Annotated in this window: 19 protein-coding genes; 7 read left to right on the top strand and 12 right to left on the bottom strand. The window is 60.9% G+C overall.

Annotation, left to right across the window (positions count from 1 at the left end; genetic code table 11):
• Positions 1-267: 267 nt before the first annotated feature.
• The gene (locus tag PZN02_RS13770) at positions 268-1,704 is read right to left on the bottom strand and encodes a metal-dependent hydrolase family protein (protein WP_280658536.1); all 1,437 of its coding nucleotides are present in this window, start codon (positions 1,702-1,704) and stop codon (positions 268-270) included.
• A 220-nt stretch (positions 1,705-1,924) separates the two neighbouring features.
• Between PZN02_RS13770 and PZN02_RS13765 the strand changes: the two genes are divergently transcribed.
• Together PZN02_RS13765 and PZN02_RS13760 are read left to right on the top strand one after the other, a co-directional pair.
• On the top strand, positions 1,925-2,431 hold the full coding sequence (locus tag PZN02_RS13765) for a MarR family winged helix-turn-helix transcriptional regulator (protein ID WP_280658535.1): 507 nt from the start codon (positions 1,925-1,927) through the stop codon (positions 2,429-2,431).
• A gap of 166 nt (positions 2,432-2,597) precedes the next feature.
• Complete coding sequence (locus tag PZN02_RS13760; RefSeq protein ID WP_280658534.1) at positions 2,598-2,870, top strand: hypothetical protein; 273 nt, start codon at positions 2,598-2,600, stop codon at positions 2,868-2,870.
• A 328-nt stretch (positions 2,871-3,198) separates the two neighbouring features.
• On the opposite strand, the gene PZN02_RS13755 is transcribed toward PZN02_RS13760, so the two are convergent.
• Complete coding sequence (locus PZN02_RS13755; RefSeq protein ID WP_280658533.1) at positions 3,199-3,321, bottom strand: hypothetical protein; 123 nt, start codon at positions 3,319-3,321, stop codon at positions 3,199-3,201.
• Positions 3,322-4,116: 795 nt separating this feature from the next.
• Between PZN02_RS13755 and PZN02_RS13750 the strand changes: the two genes are divergently transcribed.
• Positions 4,117-4,323 (top strand): hypothetical protein, encoded by a 207-nt coding sequence (locus PZN02_RS13750; protein WP_280658532.1) that lies wholly within the window; start codon positions 4,117-4,119, stop codon positions 4,321-4,323.
• Positions 4,324-4,822: 499 nt separating this feature from the next.
• Here PZN02_RS13750 and PZN02_RS13745 read toward each other — a convergent pair whose 3' ends face one another.
• From PZN02_RS13745 to PZN02_RS13725, 5 genes are all read right to left on the bottom strand, one after another.
• A complete protein-coding gene (locus PZN02_RS13745; RefSeq protein ID WP_280658531.1) occupies positions 4,823-5,767 on the bottom strand; it encodes a DMT family transporter in 945 nt (314 codons plus the stop codon).
• Between the two features lie 70 nt (positions 5,768-5,837).
• On the bottom strand, positions 5,838-6,413 hold the full coding sequence (locus PZN02_RS13740; protein WP_280658530.1) for a TetR/AcrR family transcriptional regulator: 576 nt from the start codon (positions 6,411-6,413) through the stop codon (positions 5,838-5,840).
• 116 nt (positions 6,414-6,529) lie between these two features.
• Complete coding sequence (locus PZN02_RS13735) at positions 6,530-6,832, bottom strand: DUF6958 family protein (protein ID WP_280658529.1); 303 nt, start codon at positions 6,830-6,832, stop codon at positions 6,530-6,532.
• Positions 6,825-7,361 (bottom strand): GFA family protein, encoded by a 537-nt coding sequence (locus tag PZN02_RS13730; RefSeq protein ID WP_280658528.1) that lies wholly within the window; start codon positions 7,359-7,361, stop codon positions 6,825-6,827. The genes PZN02_RS13735 and PZN02_RS13730 overlap by 8 nt, the downstream gene beginning before the upstream one ends.
• Positions 7,358-7,993 (bottom strand): TetR/AcrR family transcriptional regulator, encoded by a 636-nt coding sequence (locus tag PZN02_RS13725; protein ID WP_280658527.1) that lies wholly within the window; start codon positions 7,991-7,993, stop codon positions 7,358-7,360. The genes PZN02_RS13730 and PZN02_RS13725 overlap by 4 nt, the downstream gene beginning before the upstream one ends.
• Positions 7,994-8,319: 326 nt before the next feature.
• Between PZN02_RS13725 and PZN02_RS13720 the strand changes: the two genes are divergently transcribed.
• Positions 8,320-8,448, top strand: a complete 129-nt coding sequence (locus PZN02_RS13720; protein WP_280658526.1) for a hypothetical protein — start codon at positions 8,320-8,322, stop codon at positions 8,446-8,448.
• A 2-nt stretch (positions 8,449-8,450) separates the two neighbouring features.
• Here PZN02_RS13720 and PZN02_RS13715 read toward each other — a convergent pair whose 3' ends face one another.
• Positions 8,451-9,062 (bottom strand): TetR/AcrR family transcriptional regulator, encoded by a 612-nt coding sequence (locus PZN02_RS13715; protein WP_280658525.1) that lies wholly within the window; start codon positions 9,060-9,062, stop codon positions 8,451-8,453.
• Between the two features lie 97 nt (positions 9,063-9,159).
• On the opposite strand from PZN02_RS13715, the gene PZN02_RS13710 reads away from it, so the two are divergent.
• Together PZN02_RS13710 and PZN02_RS13705 are read left to right on the top strand one after the other, a co-directional pair.
• Positions 9,160-10,587 (top strand): coniferyl aldehyde dehydrogenase, encoded by a 1,428-nt coding sequence (locus PZN02_RS13710; RefSeq protein WP_280658524.1) that lies wholly within the window; start codon positions 9,160-9,162, stop codon positions 10,585-10,587.
• Entirely contained in the window at positions 10,584-11,090 is a 507-nt protein-coding gene (locus PZN02_RS13705) for a GFA family protein (protein ID WP_280658523.1), read from the top strand. Before PZN02_RS13710 ends, PZN02_RS13705 begins: the two co-directional genes overlap by 4 nt.
• Before the next feature lie 222 nt (positions 11,091-11,312).
• Here PZN02_RS13705 and PZN02_RS13700 read toward each other — a convergent pair whose 3' ends face one another.
• The gene (locus PZN02_RS13700; protein WP_280658522.1) at positions 11,313-11,438 is read right to left on the bottom strand and encodes a hypothetical protein; all 126 of its coding nucleotides are present in this window, start codon (positions 11,436-11,438) and stop codon (positions 11,313-11,315) included.
• A 231-nt stretch (positions 11,439-11,669) separates the two neighbouring features.
• A complete protein-coding gene (locus PZN02_RS13695; RefSeq protein WP_280658521.1) occupies positions 11,670-12,065 on the bottom strand; it encodes an organic hydroperoxide resistance protein in 396 nt (131 codons plus the stop codon).
• 269 nt (positions 12,066-12,334) lie between these two features.
• On the opposite strand from PZN02_RS13695, the gene PZN02_RS13690 reads away from it, so the two are divergent.
• The gene (locus tag PZN02_RS13690) at positions 12,335-14,776 is read left to right on the top strand and encodes a phosphoketolase family protein (RefSeq protein WP_280658520.1); all 2,442 of its coding nucleotides are present in this window, start codon (positions 12,335-12,337) and stop codon (positions 14,774-14,776) included.
• Positions 14,777-14,830: 54 nt separating this feature from the next.
• On the opposite strand, the gene PZN02_RS13685 is transcribed toward PZN02_RS13690, so the two are convergent.
• Complete coding sequence (locus PZN02_RS13685) at positions 14,831-16,564, bottom strand: adenylate/guanylate cyclase domain-containing protein (protein ID WP_280658519.1); 1,734 nt, start codon at positions 16,562-16,564, stop codon at positions 14,831-14,833.
• 89 nt (positions 16,565-16,653) lie between these two features.
• Positions 16,654-17,457: an alpha/beta hydrolase gene (locus tag PZN02_RS13680; protein WP_280661488.1), complete on the bottom strand. Its 804-nt coding sequence runs from the start codon at positions 17,455-17,457 to the stop codon at positions 16,654-16,656.
• Positions 17,458-17,492: the final 35 nt, after the last annotated feature.

Here is a 17,492-nt window from a genome sequence, read left to right as displayed (position 1 = left end):
CTCGTCCATGAGATCACCAGCGATGCGGCGCGACTGCATGCCGCCAAGGCCTTCGTCATCGGCGGGCTGATGGACGGTTCGCTCAGGCGCTGATCGCCGGACCTTCCGTTCGAAGAGATCGTCGAGGCGCGCCGCATTCTGGAGTCGAACGAGCAGTTCGTGACGGTCAGCCCAGCGCTTCCCGATGAAGCGCCTAATGTGGAAGACCGCGAGCGCGGCTACAGGTCTTGATTCGTCCGAGCGGCACTCCTGGCGCGGATCGCAGGCTCAAAGCGTATTCTTATGGATCCTGCCGTCTTTCATAATGACGACCAGGTTCTTTCCAGGGTCTTCCATGAGGCGAATGTCCTCGAGCGGATCGCCATCCAGAACCAGCATATCCGCGAGCGCACCTTCCTCAATGACGCCCAGTTTGCCGGGATACGGCGTGCGAAGGTTGGAAAGCGCAAGCAGCTCCGCATTGACCGATGTCGCCATGCGCAGCGTTTCGGCGTTCGTGTACCAGTTGCTGAGATGGGTCAGCATGATGCCCTGGCGTGGCGTGACTTCAGGTGAGAACAGGATATCAGAGCCCCACGCCGCCTTGATCCCATGCTGCCGAATAAGATCGTAGATCTTCGGGGTCCCAGCGAAGACTTGGTGCATGCGTTCGGCGGCTGGCCCTGTCTGCTGGGCGACATCCTCCGTCGACAGGAAGGGCTGCGTGCTGAGCCAGACTCCCTTGTCGGCCATGATCCTTGCCGTCTCTTCATCCATCAGATGGGCGTGCTCGATGCAGGCCGCTCCCGCCGCGATCGCCCGCTGGACAGTGTTCGGAGCGTAGGCATGGACGGTAACGTAGGTGTTCCAGTCCCGGGCAACGTCAATCGCCGCACGTAGCTCTTCCTCGCTGAACGTGGACATGTCGAGTGGACTGCGCGGAGACGACACGCCACCGCCTCCTACGATTTTGACCTGCGAGGCGCCTTGTAGCAGCTGCTCCCGTACGCGTTGCTTCAAGTCTCCGATACTGTCGGCGATCGCTGCGGCGCCCACCAGTTCGCTCACGCTGAGCCGCCCGGAGTCGGGCGGAATCTCGCTCGGCATGCGAAGGTCGCCATGCCCGCCGGAGGTCGTGATCACGGCACCTGACGGAAAGATGCGGGGACCGGGTATGACACCGCTGTCGATCGCTTGCTTGAAGGAGAAGACCGGACTGCCCAGATCGCGGACGGTGGTAAAGCCGCGCATGAGGGTCCGTTCGGCTTCTGCCGTGGACGCGGAGAAGACGAAGCCGGGATCGCCCGTCGCTATGACCGCCAAAGGAACAGCTGCATACAACGTGTGCCAGTGTGCATCGATCATGCCCGGCATCAGAACGCGATCGCCGCAATCGATCACGGTCGCGTCGGACGGCGGAGCGCTATTCGTCGCATCGACGGACGCGATCCTGTTACCCTCGATCAGGACCTGGACCCCTGGCCGCAACGTGTGGGACTTGCCATCGAACAACCGGACCTTGCTCAAGAGAACCTTGGAGACCGGCCCCTGGGCAAAGGATGGCCCAGGCACCATCCCCGCGACTGCCGCCGCTCCCGCAGCCGCGAGAAAGTGCCGACGCGAAAATGCATCCAGACGACGTGACGCTTGTTGGAGAACGGGACTGAAGCAGGCGCAGCCGGCGCCGTGAACGAGGTGCTGATACTTCCTGCCTAACCGAAGCATGGTCTCTCTCCGACGACGCGCTGCAAGAAGAAGTTGTTCAACCTAACATTTCACTCGCGGAGAATCCATCTGAAGCGGCTTCTCGATCATGTGAGGGTCCTTCTGCTGGGCTTTAATCGGATCTACTTAAATCGGCCGAACCCGCGTCAATACCATTGCGATTTAATCGCATCCGATTTATATAAGGCCAACAAAAGGAAAACTTGGATTGGAAATGTCCATGGGCACATCCCAGACAGCAAAGAACCCGGGGGCGGCCACGCCCGCTCCCCCGCAGGCGGGCAAGGAAAAACCGAAACTGGCGAATTTTCTGTGCTTCGCGATCTACTCGGCCAATCTTGCCTTCGGCCGTGCCTACAAGCCGATCCTGGATGAGCTTGGCCTCACCTACACCCAGTACATCGCCCTGGTGGCGCTCTCCGAAAAGGACGACCAGACGGTCGGCGAGCTCGGCGAAAAGATGTTCCTGGAATCCAACACGCTGACGCCGATCCTCAAGAAGCTCGAGCAGATCGGTCTCATCAGCCGTCGCCGCGACCCGCAAGACGAGCGGCAGGTTCGCGTGAGCCTGACAGCCGCGGGCCGCAGCCTGGCAGACGCCGACCCCGGCGCGTCGCTGACGGACGCCACCGGGCTCGGAGACGACCTTGACGAGGTGCAGCAGAGCGTAGCGAGGCTGCGCGACAACCTCCTGCGCGCCACGCAGGGCGAGCTGGGCAAGCCTTGATGCGCGTCTGAAAAGACGCGCGGCGCTGTAGGCCATCCTCGGCGCGGAACAAACTGTGATCTTCGGAATTTATAGGACGTCGTCCTTCATCCGAGGTCGGCGTACACGTCACACAGAAACCAACAGCAGTGTCCGCAAGCCGGCGGGCACTGTCGGGGTTGCGGCAATGTCTTTAGTGCGCAACGGAAGAGCCAGACTCGCACTGGCTTTGCCACGTCATCGACAAAAGCTCCGGGCGATCAAAAACCAGGAAATGGAAGACCTGTTCGAGGCCTACGCTCTTGCCGCAGGGGCCATTGAAAGCCTGCGGAACGAGTATCCTCTGCGGGAGGAACTTTTGCGTGAGTACCAGAACCTGTGCCTCGACATGCAGGCCGAGGTCGTAGCCTTTCTGGAGGGCCGACCGGTCCCTGACGCACCACAGCCGCGAGACGAGTGACAAGCTCCCGTCCGGCTCGACTACAGCGCGTCTTATCAGACGCGCAAAGGTCGCTGTAGTGCTTTGATTTACTGCATGTTCCCTTAAATCGACTACGATTTAAGGGAACATGCAGTAGCGTGATTAATCCCTTCGTTGACCCAAACGCAGCAGCAAACAGAGCCCCCTGTCATCTCTCAGGGGCTCTGCTCTAAATTGCTACTGAAAAGGAATGGGTGATCGTATACCGCTACAAAGTTGTAGCCGAATCATTCTGCCAAACTAAAATTGTATGTCTACTAGCCCATAAGAATTATTTTGCGCGATCGGCCGGCGGAGCCAACGCGGACTAAAAGATCCTTCCGAAGAGAGCGCCGTAGATGATCACCGCTATTGCGAGCGTAAATCCAATGGCGACCCACAGGCGCGAGAAATCGTAACCATAAAACCGAGCGGGAACTAAGCTTTTCATAGCGGCCTCCAGACTTTCGTTTCGGTCTTGTCGGGATCGACAGGCCGCGCCGGAACCTCAAGCCGATGGCAATCCGGACAATTCATCCTGCTCTTGTAAAATACGATAGTAAATATAGGTCCTGAAAATATTGGCTCCATCGTTTTAACTTCGCACTATTTAATATGTATACAAATTTTTACTTTCAACCTTCACGCGCAATCCGGAGATATCGCAAACGCATACTTTGAATTTATTTTCCGGAAGTTCCCTGACAGAGAAGAATCGTAGTAGGCGACGACAGATCGAGTTGGAGTCTCGCAGCTCTGAAAATAAAGAGGCGAAGCAACGCATCAGCGGTACTGCGAAAATACCGTCGCTCGGATGAAAGAACTTACTGACGACTTAATTTTCCGCGAGATTGCGGTCCACTACAGCGACCTTTGTGCGTCTGAGAAGGTGCACGACGCTGTCGGGAAAATGGTCAAGACGATCTCACGTTGGACGGCTCGGATAGCGGTTCAGACCGATCGATTTTGCGATCAGATCAACGCCCTCAGTTTGTACTCTCTAATGATTGTTTTCATTACGCTTTACGACGTCCTCCGGTGATCCACCTCGCAAACGGAGCCCGTATTCACAGGGGCCAAAGACTCATCGATCGGCCGTTTTGTCGACGGCAGCTTATTTGCAACCGCTGAGGCGTCGCCATTTGCGAAAATATGGGTACGCTCTCACCATCATCGGCTGATTATACGGGCGCCGGTGGCTGGGAGATAATGGCGCTTTCGCCCCCTGCGTGAGGAGTTGCGCGCCATGCCGATATCCCGGAACTATACTTCCCAACCCTTCCGTCCCGGCGAGGTCGATCTGCTCGGCCGCGTGTTCGAACAGCTGTTGGAAGAACGTCAGCTGCCCAACTGCGGTGAACAGGCTGAAGCGCTCGCCGCGAGATTGATTTTGGTTTATCAATCGGGCGAGCGAAACGTGGAAAAGCTGAAAAAGCTCACGCTGCATTCCTGATGGCGCAGGGTTCGATCGGGCCCCTTTCCCACTGTCTTACGCAGACGCGACCACCATCCACGTCGACGGCACCCGAATACGCGCAGGTCGCGTGATGTATCCGTCACCGGGTCTCGATGTGAAAAGGAGCCCGCCATATCGAATGATCGGGAAACCGGCGGGCCCTGAGTTTAACGCCAATTATGTTGGCCCTCCAATCGTGCCAGAATTGGCCGATTTGTCTACTAATCGATAGGGCTAGATCAACCGGCGCTTGCAGCGGCAACGGAGCCGACTACGCCAGCGTGTTCGCCATTCATTTGGGAGAAGAGGCCACTACAGCGCCGCGCGTCTGATAAGACGCGCAAAGGACGGTGCAGTACTTTGAATTGCTGCATGTTTTTATACGAATGAACTAAAGAAGCCCACTTCCGGAGAAGTGGGCCCTGAAAACGTTCTCAAATAGCTTCAACAATATGGGTACAACCTGCCAGATTTTTCACCCTTTACCAGTAACATTTTAGGGGTAATCGGGCTTTGCCGCATGAGCCGGCTTTTTCGATCGCGCGAAAATGGTGATGCCGATCAGCGAAACGGCCAGTCCCCCGGCCATCGCAAAGGACAAGGGCTCGCCAAACATCACCCAGGCCCAGATCATCGTCACCGGCGGGCTCAGATAGAGGATCGCCGTAACCCGGGCCGGAGAGGATTTGCGAAGCGCGATGTAGTAGAGGCTCCATGCCCCGAACGTGGCCACGAACACGAGCCATAGAATGCCGCCGATGAAGCACCTGTCGAGAACCGGGAGAACGCCTCCCTCGCGCCAGGCGAACACGGCGAAGATCGCCGACGCCGAAAGGCACTGGATGCACAGGCTCTGGTAGACGGGCATGGCATTGGTTGAACTGCGTTTCTGCAGCAACGTCGCCATCGCCAGCGAAAGCGTGCCGAGAACAGGCAGGCAATAGGCCCAGAGCGGCACGTCGCCCATGTTGAGAGACCAGCCGGAGGCGATCAACACGCCGGCCATGCCGAGGAAGGAGCCCAGCCACTGACGCGCGGTCAGCGCCTGTCCAAGAACCGGCCAGGACAATAGCGCCACCGCCAGCGGCAGCATGTCGGCAATCAGGGCGACGAGGCCCGTTGGCACCCCATAGGAGATCGCAAGCGCGAACCCGGCGAGGTAACCCGACATCGCCAGCGCGCCCAGCAGCATCTGCGAGAAGGCGTCCTTCCACCGGATCGCTGGCCCCATGGTGAGCGCGAAGGGAAGCAGGAGCAGTCCGGAGACCAGGCTTCGCCACAGCAGGATGAGGAAGATCGGCGCGTGGTCGATCGCAAACCGGATGCCGACAAAGCCGGCGCTCCAGGAAATCACCAGAGCCGCTTCGAGGATAACCAGGACGACGATCGCCGAAATTCCCTTCCTCGGGCGATACGAGGCCGCGGCAACAGCTTCACTCATTGATGGGGTCCGTTTTCTGGCGGTGGCAGCAGTTGTGAGAAACTCGGAGAGCTGAGCGCGCGAAGAGCCTCTAGAGCCGCTCCAAAATCGAGATGGCGATCTTACGCGCCGTCTTCAGCCGCGCGTCATGCCCGTCGAGGCCTGCACGCGACATCGCGCCTTCGAGCAGAAAAGACAGGTGTTGCGCGGTCTCGTCGATCGAGACGCCGGCTCCCGGTTCCATCTCGAGCAGATGCTCCTTGAACAGCCGTTCCACCTCTTCCTTCTGGAAGGCGACCACCGCCCTGCCGGGATCGCCGACTGGAAGCTCCGCGGCGGCATTGAGGAGCCCGCATCCCCGAAACCCCCACTCATAGGCAAGGGCTGCATGGTCCACATAGGAATCGAAGACCGCCAGGATACGCTGCTGAGGTGTCGTCGCGTTCCTCAGCCGCTCCCGATAGACGTCCCGCCACTCCTCGAGACGTCGCTGCATATACGCATTGACGAGATCGGCCTTGGACGAAAAATTGTTGTAGAGGCTCATTTTCGCGACGCCCGCATGGGCGGTGATCGCATCGATGCCCGTCGCTCCCACCCCCTCGCGATAAAACAGCTCGGCTGCGGCGTTCAGCAGGCGCTCCCTGGCTGGCATTCTCTCGGCCATCTCGTCTCTCCAAATGTTAGGTAGACCGATCTACCTATTTCGAAGATCTGTCAAGCCCGCGGATGCAATTGTTCGCGATGGATGGGAGCAGAAGGCACGCAACCGGATTCTTGCGTTCAGAGCGGCCGATGCCTGTAGAGATGAACCGGCTTACGGGGTGCGCGTTTGATGATGCCTTTTGCCTCGAGGTCGAGTTGGACGGCTTTCAACCACCATCCAGCCGTGTTGCCTTGTGGAAAGAGGTCTCCCGGAAGCAGGGGCAGAAGCGCCTCCTTCGCGTCTGCGACCGTCAATCCAGGCGCCTCGCTCGGCAAGACGGACAGAAGCGCATCGCGCATTGCCAGGTATTTCGCGCGATGAACCCGTTCTGTCCGCCCGGGAATGTTGACGTTCTCGATTTCGATCTTCTCGTCAGGCATCGATCTTCCCCACGACCTCGACCTTCGGATTGCGGAACCCCATCGCGATCCACGCCCTGAGAAGCTTTGCGTAGAAGGCGACCGTGTGGCTTTTCAGATTGGGGATGTCGTTCGGCAGGTTGGAAGTATGGGGCAGGTCGCCGACCATCGTTCGCATCGCGGCTTTCGGCCGCGCCGCGTCCGGCCAGAGGTGAAGATAGATGCTCAGCCAGTGCGCGCCCTTCAGTTCCAGGAAGACCGGCGTGTTGCAGCAGGTCGCAACGACCCGGCGCGAACCCGCATCGGCGGACAGCCGGAATTCACCCAGGTGCTCCGCACCGGACAGGATCCGGACGCGATCCTTGCGATATTCTGCAGAAGGCGTCGCCCCGTAGGACGTAAGGTGATTCCTCGCCCCGGGAAGCGTCGCGAGACGATGTGCAGCAGCCCTGCAGCTGTTGCACAGGCATTCGGACACAAGGATCGGTGCCCCCAGCACCTCGAGGCGTGTCCGTCCGCAGGCGCATCCGATAATCGTGACTCCGCTCATTTTGGGTCCTCCTCCGCGACGTGAAAAAGATGCCGGATGTACCGGTCCAGATGGTCGAGACTTTCCCGCGCAAGCTCGGGATCGTTCCCTGCCTTGGCCAGGACGAACCCGCCCTGGATGACGGCTTGCATGTGCCGCGCGAGGCTTTCGGCCGTCCAGTCGCCGGTGATACCGTAATCCCGTCGCGCGGTCTCGATGTCGGCCTCGAGCGTCGCCGCATGACCGAAGATGCTGCGGCCACAGGCATCGCGAATATCAGGGGCGCTCGCGTAGACCTCCTGCGCCATGGTTCCGACCAGGCATGTAAACTCGGTGAGGTCGCTCCCGATGATCGCCTTGCGGAAAGCGACATAGGCGAGGACGCGCTCCAGAGCATCAGCCGGCTCGTGATAAGGCGCGGCCTCGAAAAAGCCAGTCGTCGTCTCTGTCCAGAACTCGGCCGCGGCGACGCCCAGAGCGTCCTTGCTCCCGAAGTGATGGAAAAACGCCCCCTTGGTGACGTCGGCCGCACCACAGATGTCATCAACCGTGGTGGCATGGAAGCCTTTCGCGCGGATGATGTCCCGCGCCGCCTCGAGGAGGCGGGTTCGCGCGCTGCCGCGTTCCGGCGATTGTTTGGTTGGTCTCGACATGACGCGAACATACCATACAGTCGGTATGTGCCAATGGCCCAGTGTCCAAGGGGCGGAAGAGCGCCAATTGGCCGGTAGCGGAAGCAGATCGCGATGATGCTGGCCGGAATGGGAGTCGGCCAAAACCTGAGGCCGTTCCTGCTGCCTAGCTGCAGGCGGTCAACTCGTCGAGGTCGTCGGCGAATGGAGCCACCCGCCCCTGCCCTTCCATGTCGTCTATGCCCCCGGCTGGCATCAGAGCACCAGGCAGTAGGTCTTCATCCAGTGACTCGTTCAGCGCTTCGGAAAGACAAGCAAGTCACCCGCATTCAGTTCGACAGGCCTAAATGGCTGAAGTCACCTGCCCGAAGGCGCGGGGAGGTCATGAGCGCATGGGACTGGCGATGCAGGCCGAACTAGCGCGGCCACGCGCCTTTGCGGTCAAGGCCGCAAACGGCAGCTCTGCGCTGCTGTAGTGTCATGTCGCTGGGTTCCCCAGCCCTTCCACCAGCGTGCTCAAGGCCGCATCCAAGGGGGCCGATCCCACCTTCTCGGGCACCAAGAGCCCATCGATCGCAAGCATGGTCATGCCGTGGATGAGCCCCCAGCCGGCTGCCGCCTGACCTTCTATCGGCCGCTTGCGAATGCTCCCCGCGGCCTGGCCGCGCCGGAGGATTTCAAGGAGAACATCGAATACCGCCAGCGCCCGCTCATTGAGATGCATGCCCACCGCTTTCCCCTCCTCCGCGCTAAACATCAGGCGGTAGAGAGCCGGGTTGTCCGTTCCGAACGCGACGTAGGCACGAGCTATCGGAGTAATTTCGTCGCGCAGACTTTTGGGCGCTTCAGACTTCGCAGCCGATAGGGACTCGCGCAGCCGGTCGAACCCAATCATAGCGAGTTCTGCGAGCAGCGCGGCCTTATCGGGGAAGTGCTTGTAGGGTGCCGCGTGGCTTACGCCAGCCCGGCGGGCGACTTCCCGCAGCGTGAACTGCCAGCCCTTCTCCTCCCGAAGCATATCCAACGCCGTCTCGATAACCGCACGGCGGAGATCACCGTGGTGATAGGGGCGGTTGGGTGCGTTCGGCATGGTACCTCAAAGTTTCTTGTGACTACATTGTTGACAGTGGCTACTTTAGCGCCTATGTCAAGGGCGTAAGTTTCTCCTGTCTACATTGGAGTGGACCATGAACGCAATCGCAAAAAACACCGAAGCTGATCGGCTGGGCAGTCTCCTCGCCGGCCAGCGTGCTGCCTTCCTGCGTGACGGAGCGCCCTCGCTGGCGCAGCGACGCGCTGATCTGGCCAAGTTCAGGTCCACGATAATCGGGCACCGCAAAGCGATCGAAGATGCCATCAATGCCGATTTCGGGCATCGCTCAAGGTATGAGACGGCGATCATGGAGGTTGGAGGGGTCGCCGAGGGCACGAAGTATCTGATCCGCAATCTTCGCAAATTCATGGCGCCGACCCGCCGCCACGTTGCTCTACACATGCGGATGGGCAGCGCCCGCATCGAATATCAGCCGCTTGGCGTCGTTGGCGTGATGTCGCCGTGGAATTATCCGGTGAACCTCGCGCTGATGCCGGTCGCAACCGCCATCGCTGCCGGAAACCGGGTGATGCTGAAACCCTCGGAGTTCACGCCCGTCACCAATGCGCTGCTCGCAAAAATGTTCGGCGAGATATTCCCCGAGGACCAGTTCGCGATCGTGACCGGCGATGCGGCCGTAGGGGCGGCATTCTCTGCCCTGCCGTTTGACCATCTCGTCTTCACCGGCAGCACCGCGGTGGGGCGGTCGGTGATGAAGGCCGCCAGCGACAACCTTGTCCCGGTCACCCTTGAACTGGGGGGCAAATCGCCGGTCATCGTCGCCAAAGGCCACTCCCTCGACCAGGCGGCGGCGTCCATCGCTTTCGGCAAGCTGCTCAACGCTGGCCAGACGTGCATCGCCCCCGATTACGCACTTGTCCACGAAAACGACGTCGACTCGTTCGTCGGGGCGTATGACCGGAAAGTGGCGTCCTTCTATGCGGACGGCCCGACGAGTGAACACTATACTTCCATCATCAACGAGCGGCACCACGCCCGGCTCCAGGGCCTGATCGAGGATGCTAGTGCCAAGGGAGCGCGGATCATCGAGGTCGGCAACCGGCCCGGCGATGCATCCCGTCGCCCCAACACGCTGGCGCCAACCGTGGTGCTTGGCGTCACAGACACCATGCGCATTGCTCATGAGGAGATCTTCGGCCCAGTCCTGCCGATCTTTCCCTACCGCGACATCGGCGATGCGATTGCCTATGTGAACGCCCGGCCTCGGCCGCTCGCGCTCTACTATTTCGGTGCCGATGATGGAGACCGACGCATGGTGCTGAGCCGAACAACCTCAGGCAACGTCACTATCAACGGCACGATCATGCACATCGCCCAGGATGACTTGCCCTTCGGCGGCGTCGGGTCCAGCGGCATGGGCGCATACCATGGCGTCGAGGGCTTCCGTACCCTCAGCCATGCCAAGGGGATCTATGAGCAGGGTCGCTGGAACCTCTCCAACCTGCTCCACGCCCCGTTTAGACAACCGATCGATACCATCCTCAACATGATGCTTCGGTGATCGCAATTCCGTTTCCCAATGAAATTAAGGAAAACCAGCACATGACCACCGACACAACATTGCCGCTACGCGGTTCCTGCGAATGCAGCGCTTGCTCGTTCGAGGTGCATACGTCGCCGAAAGCCAGGTTCCGGTGCCACTGCCTGATCTGCCAAGCGTTCAACGAGAAACCGTTCGCGGATGTGGTCGCTGTTCGCGCCAAGGATGTCGTGCTGAAAAACGCCGGCAATATCTCATTCAAGAAATACCGTCCGCCGCCAAACTTCAATCGCGGGGTCTGCCGGACTTGCGGCAAGCCCGTTGTGGAGGTTGCGGGCGTCGGGCCGTTCAAGGTGATGTTCATCCCGGCCAGCAATTTCGCGCCCGAGGCCCGGCTACCGTCGGTTCGGATGGATATATTCTATCACCGTCGTGTGCTGGACATGCCCGACAGCTTGCCCAAATACAGCGGCTATTTCGCGAGCGAATTGGCGGTCGGGAAAATGATCATGAGTGGCGTGTGAAATGCGAGGCGATTTATTTGGGCGCCATCCACGCGGGTCCTGAAAGCCGAAGACATCGTACACGGAAGGACTGCGCGGCGAATGCCAGCGCGTGAACCGCGCCAGGATTGCCGGTCGAGATCGCGGAGGGGCGGCATTCTTGAAGAATGACTGGCGGACGACGAGCGGCCGTTGCCGCCGCGTGGGCCGATTTCCTCCCGGCTCGCTCGTCCACGGCCTCACCTAACGTGATGACGCTGCGGCAAGTTCCTTTGCGTCCATCATCTCGGCGGCCTTGGCATAGCCGCCGTCGAGCACAAGCGAAAACTCGCCATAGGCTCGCGGTGGCTCTGCGTGGCTGTCAGGCATTGCGTGTTCTTCCCCTTGTTGTCGTGTCAGCAATTTTGGCGAGGCGTCGGGTCCGCCCGTGAGAGCGGTTCACTGCTTCGGCGAAGCAGTGAACCGCCCTGCCCTTTGAACCAAGCAATTCCGGACTGCAGACTTTCCTGGAATTGCTCTTGAAACTCACGCAATTCCGGACGGAAAACCGCTGCACACTTTTCCTGGAATTGCTTGAGAGCCAGACCCGACCGATCCCGTTCAGACGAGGCTGGTGGTCACGTCGATGTTGCCGCGCGTTGCCTTGGAGTACGGGCAGATCCCGTGCGCCGCCTCGATCAGTTCCTCACCAAGCTCGCGCTCGACGCCCGGCAGGCTGACATTGAGGCGCGCGCGGAGAAAGTATGAGCCGTCATCGACGTTCAAGTCGATCTCGGCGTCAACCTCGGGGCCTGCCGGAAGCTTGACGTTTCTCTGCGAGGCGGCGAGTTCGATCGCGCCGATGTAGCAGGCCGACCAGGCGGCGCCGAAGAGCTGTTCGGCGGCCGGGTGCGGCTGCGACAGCTTGAGGTCCAGCTTGCCGTCGCTGCTCCGCGTGCCGCCATTGCGGCCGCCGGTGTTGTGAGTCTTGCCGGTGAAAATAAGCTTCTCGGTCATGTGGAAATCCTTTCTGTTCATTTAACTCGGATCCGCTTCAATCGGATGCGCTGTAAATACGTGAAGGAAAATCCTATGTCAAGCGGTTTCGATTTAATCGGATACGCTTTATTTTACGAGCGGTACCGCGGGCGAACGGCCGTTCGGATTTTTCCTGTGCCCGGAGCGTTTTTTGTGCGAAATTGGCGCCGCCCTTTCCGAAGGCATTCGACGTCCGCATCTCGAAAATCGTTGCCCTGCCGCGTTCCGACTTCGATCAGGAGGATTCGATGGCTACGCTTGAGACCGCACCCGAAATCCAAACGGAAACCCCTCTTTCGCCTGATGAGTTGCGTCTGCTCGATGCTTACTGGCGGGCTTCCAATTATCTCTCGGTTGGCCAGATATACCTGCTCGACAATCCGCTGCTCAAAGGACCGCTGAAGCGCGAGCACATCAAGCCGCGATTGCTCGGCCACTGGGGAACCTGCCCCGGCCTCAACATGCTCTATGTGCACCTGAACCGGGTCATCAAGCGCGACGACCTCGACATGATCTACGTCATCGGCCCCGGCCACGGCGGGCCGTCACTCGTCGCTCACGCCTACCTCGAGGGCACCTACAGCGAGGTCTATCCCGATATCAGCCAGGATGCGGCGGGCATGAAGCGGCTTTTCAAGCAGTTCAGCTTCCCCGGCGGCATACCGAGCCACGTCGCGCCCGAGACACCCGGCAGCATCCACGAGGGCGGCGAGCTCGGATATGCGCTGAGCCATGCCTATGGCGCGGCATTCGACAACCCCGACCTGATCGTCGCCTGCGTCGTCGGCGACGGGGAAGCCGAAACCGGGCCGCTTGCCACCGGATGGCAGGGCAACAAGTTCCTCAACCCGGCCCGCGACGGCTGCGTGCTGCCGATCCTCCACCTGAACGGCTACAAGATCGCCAACCCCTGCTTCCTCGCCCGCATCCCTGAGGAGGAGTTGCGGAAGTTCTTCGAGGGTATGGGCTACAAGCCCTATTTCGTTGAAGGGCGGGACCCTGAGGACGTGCACCGGCAACTGGCCGGCGTGCTCGACACGGTCGTCGGCGAGATCCGGAATATCTGGGCCGATGCGCGAACCAACGGCAATCTCAAGCGCCCGGCATGGCCGATGATCGTCTTCCGGACGCCAAAGGGCTGGACATGCCCGCCGGAGATCGACGGCAAGAAATGCGAGGACTACTGGCGCTCGCATCAGGTGCCCATGGGCGAGATGGACAAGCCGGAGCATATCCGCATCCTCGAACAATGGATGAAGAGCTATCGGCCCGAGGAGCTTTTCGACGACACCGGCCGGTTCAAGGCCGAGATCGCAGCGCTCGCTCCGGCGGGCCATCGCCGCATGAGCGACAATCCGCACGCCAATGGCGGACTGCTCCTGCGTGATCTGAAGATGCCGGATTTCCGCGACTACGCCGTCGAGTTTTCCGGCCACGGCGCGACGGTGGCGGAGTCGGCCCGCGTGATGGGCACGTTCCTGCGCGACGTGATGAAGGCGAACCTGGAGAGCAAGAATTTTCGGCTGTTCAGCCCGGACGAGAACAACTCCAATCGCTGGCAGGACGTGCTGCAGGTGACCGATCGCTGCTACATGGCGGAGATCTATCCGGAAGACGACCATCTCTCGCCGGATGGCCGCGTCATGGAAGTGCTCAGCGAGCACCAGTGCCAGGGATGGCTGGAAGGCTACCTGCTCACCGGCCGCCACGGCTTCTTTTCCTGCTACGAAGCCTTCATCCACATCATCGACTCGATGTTCAACCAGCATGCCAAGTGGCTGAAGGTGTGCAACGAGATCCCGTGGCGTAGACCCATCGGCTCGCTGAACTACTTCTTGAGTTCCCATGTCTGGCGGCAGGACCATAACGGCTTCAGCCATCAGGATCCGGGCTTCATCGACCACGTCGTCAACAAGAAGGCGGACGTGATCCGCGTCTACCTGCCGCCGGATGCCAACACGCTGCTGTGCGTGACGGACCACTGCCTGCGCAGCCGCGACTACGTCAACGTGGTCGTCGCCGGCAAGCAGCCGGCGCCGCAATGGCTGACGATGTCGGAGGCCGTGCGGCACTGCGCCATGGGCGTCAGCATCTGGGATTGGGCGAGCAGCGACAAGGGCAGCGAACCGGATGTCGTCATGGCCTGCTGCGGCGACGTTCCGACGCTCGAAACGTTGGCGGCGGTGCAGTTGCTCCGGGAGCACCTGCCGGAGTTGAAGGTCCGCGTCATCAATGTCGTGAACCTGATGAAGCTGCAGCCTGCGAAAGAGCATCCGCACGGCCTGTCGGACCGCGATTTCGACGCATTGTTCACGAGGGACAAGCCGATCATCTTCGCCTTCCACGGCTATCCGTGGCTGATCCACCGGCTCACCTATCGCAGGACGAACCACGATAACCTTCACGTGCGCGGCTACAAGGAAGAAGGCACGACCACGACCCCGTTCGACATGGTGGTGCTGAACGAGCTCGATCGCTTCCACCTCGTCGAGGACGTCATCGACCGGCTGCCGCAACTCGGTGCGCGCGCGGCCTATTTCAAGCAGGCGATCCACGCGAAGCTGATCGAGCATCGCGAGCATATCGAAAAATACGGCGACGACATGCCTGAGATCAGCGGATGGAAGTGGGGCGCGAAGAGCACGCCGCCCGCCCGCCCGAAGACATCGACCGAGGGAGACAACGTCTGAGCGGCGCAAGACGCGCCGTGGCTGGATTCCTATGACGCGCACAAGGGGGGCGCTTCACTCCGGCAGTCCCGCCTTCAGCAATCCCTGGCGGAACAGTTCGCGCTGCTCGGGGCGCTCCAGGAGCAAGCCCCGGCGGATGAAGTCTTCCGTCGAAAAATCCGGGCAGAGTTTCAGAAGGCGCGCCTTCGCCTCGTCGGTCGCGGCCACGTTTCCGGATTGTGCGTAGCAGGCAACGAGGCGTGCGCAGGTGAACTGGCCGGGATTGGGCTGCTCCTTGAGCGCCGCCGCCGCTTCGTCGTATCGCCCGAGTATGTAGAGGGTGTTGCCGAGGGTTACACTATACCATTGCGGCGGGAATGGATTGAGGCGTAAACCCTCGTCGATCCACTGCATCGCCTCCTTGAGACGGCCGCGCCGCGTGAGCAGACCGCCCAACTGCACCATCGTGTTCGCGTCGTTGGGGTTCAGCTGATAGGCGCGGCGATAGTGCCGTTCCGCTAGCTCGAAATCCCGGCGGAAGTAATGAATGAGGCCCAGCAAACGCTCGCAGCCGCTATCACTCTCGTCGAGCCGCACCGCCTTTCGCGCAAGCGCCAGCGCATCCTCGAGAATATCGGCCGGCGCGTTGGCATAGCCGTGAAGCGCGAGTTTCGCGAGTGCCAGATATGCGTGAGCGAGCGCAAATTGCGGGTCGCGTTCGATGGCCGCCTCGAACATGAGCCGGGCCTGCTCATTGTCGTCGGGGCCATAGCTACGGATATGCACGAGCCCACGCAGGTAGAATTCGTAGGCCGCAAGACTCGTCGTCGGCTTGCGCAGCGCCTGTCGGACATTGGCGCTCTCGATCTGCCCGACGGTTGTCGAGACGATCATCCGCGTCACCTCGTCCTGAACCGCGAAAATATCCGTCACGCTGCGGTCGTAGTGCTCCGACCACAGGTGCGTTCCGCTTGCCGCCTCTATAAGCCGCACTGTGATGCGGATCCGTTCACCCGACCGTCGAACGCTGCCCTCGACCAGATAGGTGGCGGACAGCTTTTTGCCGATTTCCTTGAGCCCGGCATCCTTACCGCGAAAACTGAAGGACGAACTGGCGGCGATGACGGAAAGCGAGCGAAACCGGGCCAGGCCGCCGATAATGTCCTCGGTGATGCCGTCGCTGAAAAAGTCCTGGTCCGGCGCTCCGCTCAAGTTCTCGAACGGCAGAACGGCGATCGACGTGCGCGCCGCCGGCGAAGACGGCGATGGCCCGGCCATCGGTGCGTCCCTCCAGTGCCAGACGTGCACGGGCCGCGCAATGTTCTTCAGCGCGATCTCGCCGCCGTCCCGGAAATCCGAACGGCCCTTCGCGCCGAGCTGCCGGTGAACGACATCGGCGATGCAGATGCCGCCCGGCTCGGCGGACGCCTCCAGGCGGGCGGCGACATTGACGCCGTCGCCGAACAGGTCATCACCCTCGATGACGACATCGGCGAGATTGATCCCGATCCTGAAGAGGATGCGGTCGTCGAGCGCCACGTCCTTCTGATCCGACACCAGTTCTTCCTGAAGCGATATCGCACAATCCACCGCGTCGACTGCCGAGCTGAAGACGACGAGCGCGCCGTCGCCCATCAGCTTCACGATGCGGCCGCCGCGTGCGGCGATGTTCGGGGAGAGAATGGAAGCCTGCAATCGCTTCACGGCGTCAAGCGTCGAGGTTTCGTCGGCCTCCATCAGCCGGGAGTAGCCGACGATATCGGTCGCCATAATGACCGCAACTCGCCGTTCGACGCGCTCGTTCGCCATCCCGCCTCCCCACGCAGCACGTGATACCTTAGCCCTTCCTCCTGAACGCCGGAAGAGGTAACGGAGCGCGGACCGAAGAACACAGAGCCCTACCCGCGCAGCGCCTCCACAAAGCCGATCACGTCGCCAACGGTACTCTCGTTCCAAATGTCGTTGTGACCTGAGCCGTCGTAGATCCGCATCTGCTTGGGCTCGGGTGCGATGCGGTACAACGCCTCGCCCGAAGAGAGCGGGATGCTGTCGTCGCGTCGACCGTGGATGAACAGCTTCGGTTGTTTCACCTTCGCGATGTTGAGGTCGGACCGGAAGGGATCCGTCATCAGCAACGCCACCGGGATGAACGGATAACGCGCCTGCGCGACTGACAGGACCGACAGGTACGGGAACACAAGGATGACGCCGACGGCCGGCCTCTGCCCGGCCGTGTTCACGGCGACGCCGGTGCCAAGTGACCGGCCCAGCACGACGATCCCGCTTTTGGAGCGCACTGAAAGCCAGTCGAACGCGGCGATGCCGTCGGTCAGCAGCCCCGCCTCGCTCGGCGAGCCTGTCGATCCCGGATAGCCGCGATAGGAAATCGCCAGCAATCCTATGCCTCGCGCGGCCAGCGCCTGCGCGAGAAAGCCGTAATTGTCGGCGTGGTCACCGTTTCCGAAAAAGAGCAGCACGCACGGCTTGTCGAATTCGCCCTGGCTGTAGAGTCCATGAAGCGTCTCTCCGTCGGGCGTTTCAATGGATACATTCTCGCCCCAGCTCGCGCGCGCTGCCGCAGGCGCCGCGCTGGCGCCGGGATATAGGAGGGAACGCTGCGAAAGATACATCAAGCCCACCAGCGACGCATAGGCGAAGGCCGCCGTCAGCGGCAGGATCACGAGGAGTTTTGCAGCGCTCACGACAGCATGTCCCACCCGCAGGCTCATCAAAGTCC

Source organism: Sinorhizobium garamanticum (assembly GCF_029892065.1).
GTDB lineage: Bacteria > Pseudomonadota > Alphaproteobacteria > Rhizobiales > Rhizobiaceae > Sinorhizobium > Sinorhizobium garamanticum.
This window is presented reverse-complemented; position numbering and strand designations above follow the sequence as displayed.

Bases quoted from the DNA above. Each gene is read 5' to 3' on its own strand.
- PZN02_RS13770 (WP_280658536.1), bottom strand. From the start codon at position 1,704: ATGCTTCGGTTAGGCAGGAAGTATCAGCACCTCGTTCACGGCGCCGGC.
- PZN02_RS13765 (WP_280658535.1), top strand. From the start codon at position 1,925: ATGGGCACATCCCAGACAGCAAAGAACCCGGGGGCGGCCACGCCCGCT.
- PZN02_RS13760 (WP_280658534.1), top strand. From the start codon at position 2,598: ATGTCTTTAGTGCGCAACGGAAGAGCCAGACTCGCACTGGCTTTGCCA.
- PZN02_RS13755 (WP_280658533.1), bottom strand. From the start codon at position 3,321: ATGAAAAGCTTAGTTCCCGCTCGGTTTTATGGTTACGATTTCTCGCGC.
- PZN02_RS13750 (WP_280658532.1), top strand. From the start codon at position 4,117: ATGCCGATATCCCGGAACTATACTTCCCAACCCTTCCGTCCCGGCGAG.
- PZN02_RS13745 (WP_280658531.1), bottom strand. From the start codon at position 5,767: ATGAGTGAAGCTGTTGCCGCGGCCTCGTATCGCCCGAGGAAGGGAATT.
- PZN02_RS13740 (WP_280658530.1), bottom strand. From the start codon at position 6,413: ATGGCCGAGAGAATGCCAGCCAGGGAGCGCCTGCTGAACGCCGCAGCC.
- PZN02_RS13735 (WP_280658529.1), bottom strand. From the start codon at position 6,832: ATGCCTGACGAGAAGATCGAAATCGAGAACGTCAACATTCCCGGGCGG.
- PZN02_RS13730 (WP_280658528.1), bottom strand. From the start codon at position 7,361: ATGAGCGGAGTCACGATTATCGGATGCGCCTGCGGACGGACACGCCTC.
- PZN02_RS13725 (WP_280658527.1), bottom strand. From the start codon at position 7,993: ATGTCGAGACCAACCAAACAATCGCCGGAACGCGGCAGCGCGCGAACC.
- PZN02_RS13720 (WP_280658526.1), top strand. From the start codon at position 8,320: ATGGCTGAAGTCACCTGCCCGAAGGCGCGGGGAGGTCATGAGCGCATG.
- PZN02_RS13715 (WP_280658525.1), bottom strand. From the start codon at position 9,062: ATGCCGAACGCACCCAACCGCCCCTATCACCACGGTGATCTCCGCCGT.
- PZN02_RS13710 (WP_280658524.1), top strand. From the start codon at position 9,160: ATGAACGCAATCGCAAAAAACACCGAAGCTGATCGGCTGGGCAGTCTC.
- PZN02_RS13700 (WP_280658522.1), bottom strand. From the start codon at position 11,438: ATGCCTGACAGCCACGCAGAGCCACCGCGAGCCTATGGCGAGTTTTCG.
- PZN02_RS13695 (WP_280658521.1), bottom strand. From the start codon at position 12,065: ATGACCGAGAAGCTTATTTTCACCGGCAAGACTCACAACACCGGCGGC.
- PZN02_RS13690 (WP_280658520.1), top strand. From the start codon at position 12,335: ATGGCTACGCTTGAGACCGCACCCGAAATCCAAACGGAAACCCCTCTT.
- PZN02_RS13685 (WP_280658519.1), bottom strand. From the start codon at position 16,564: ATGGCGAACGAGCGCGTCGAACGGCGAGTTGCGGTCATTATGGCGACC.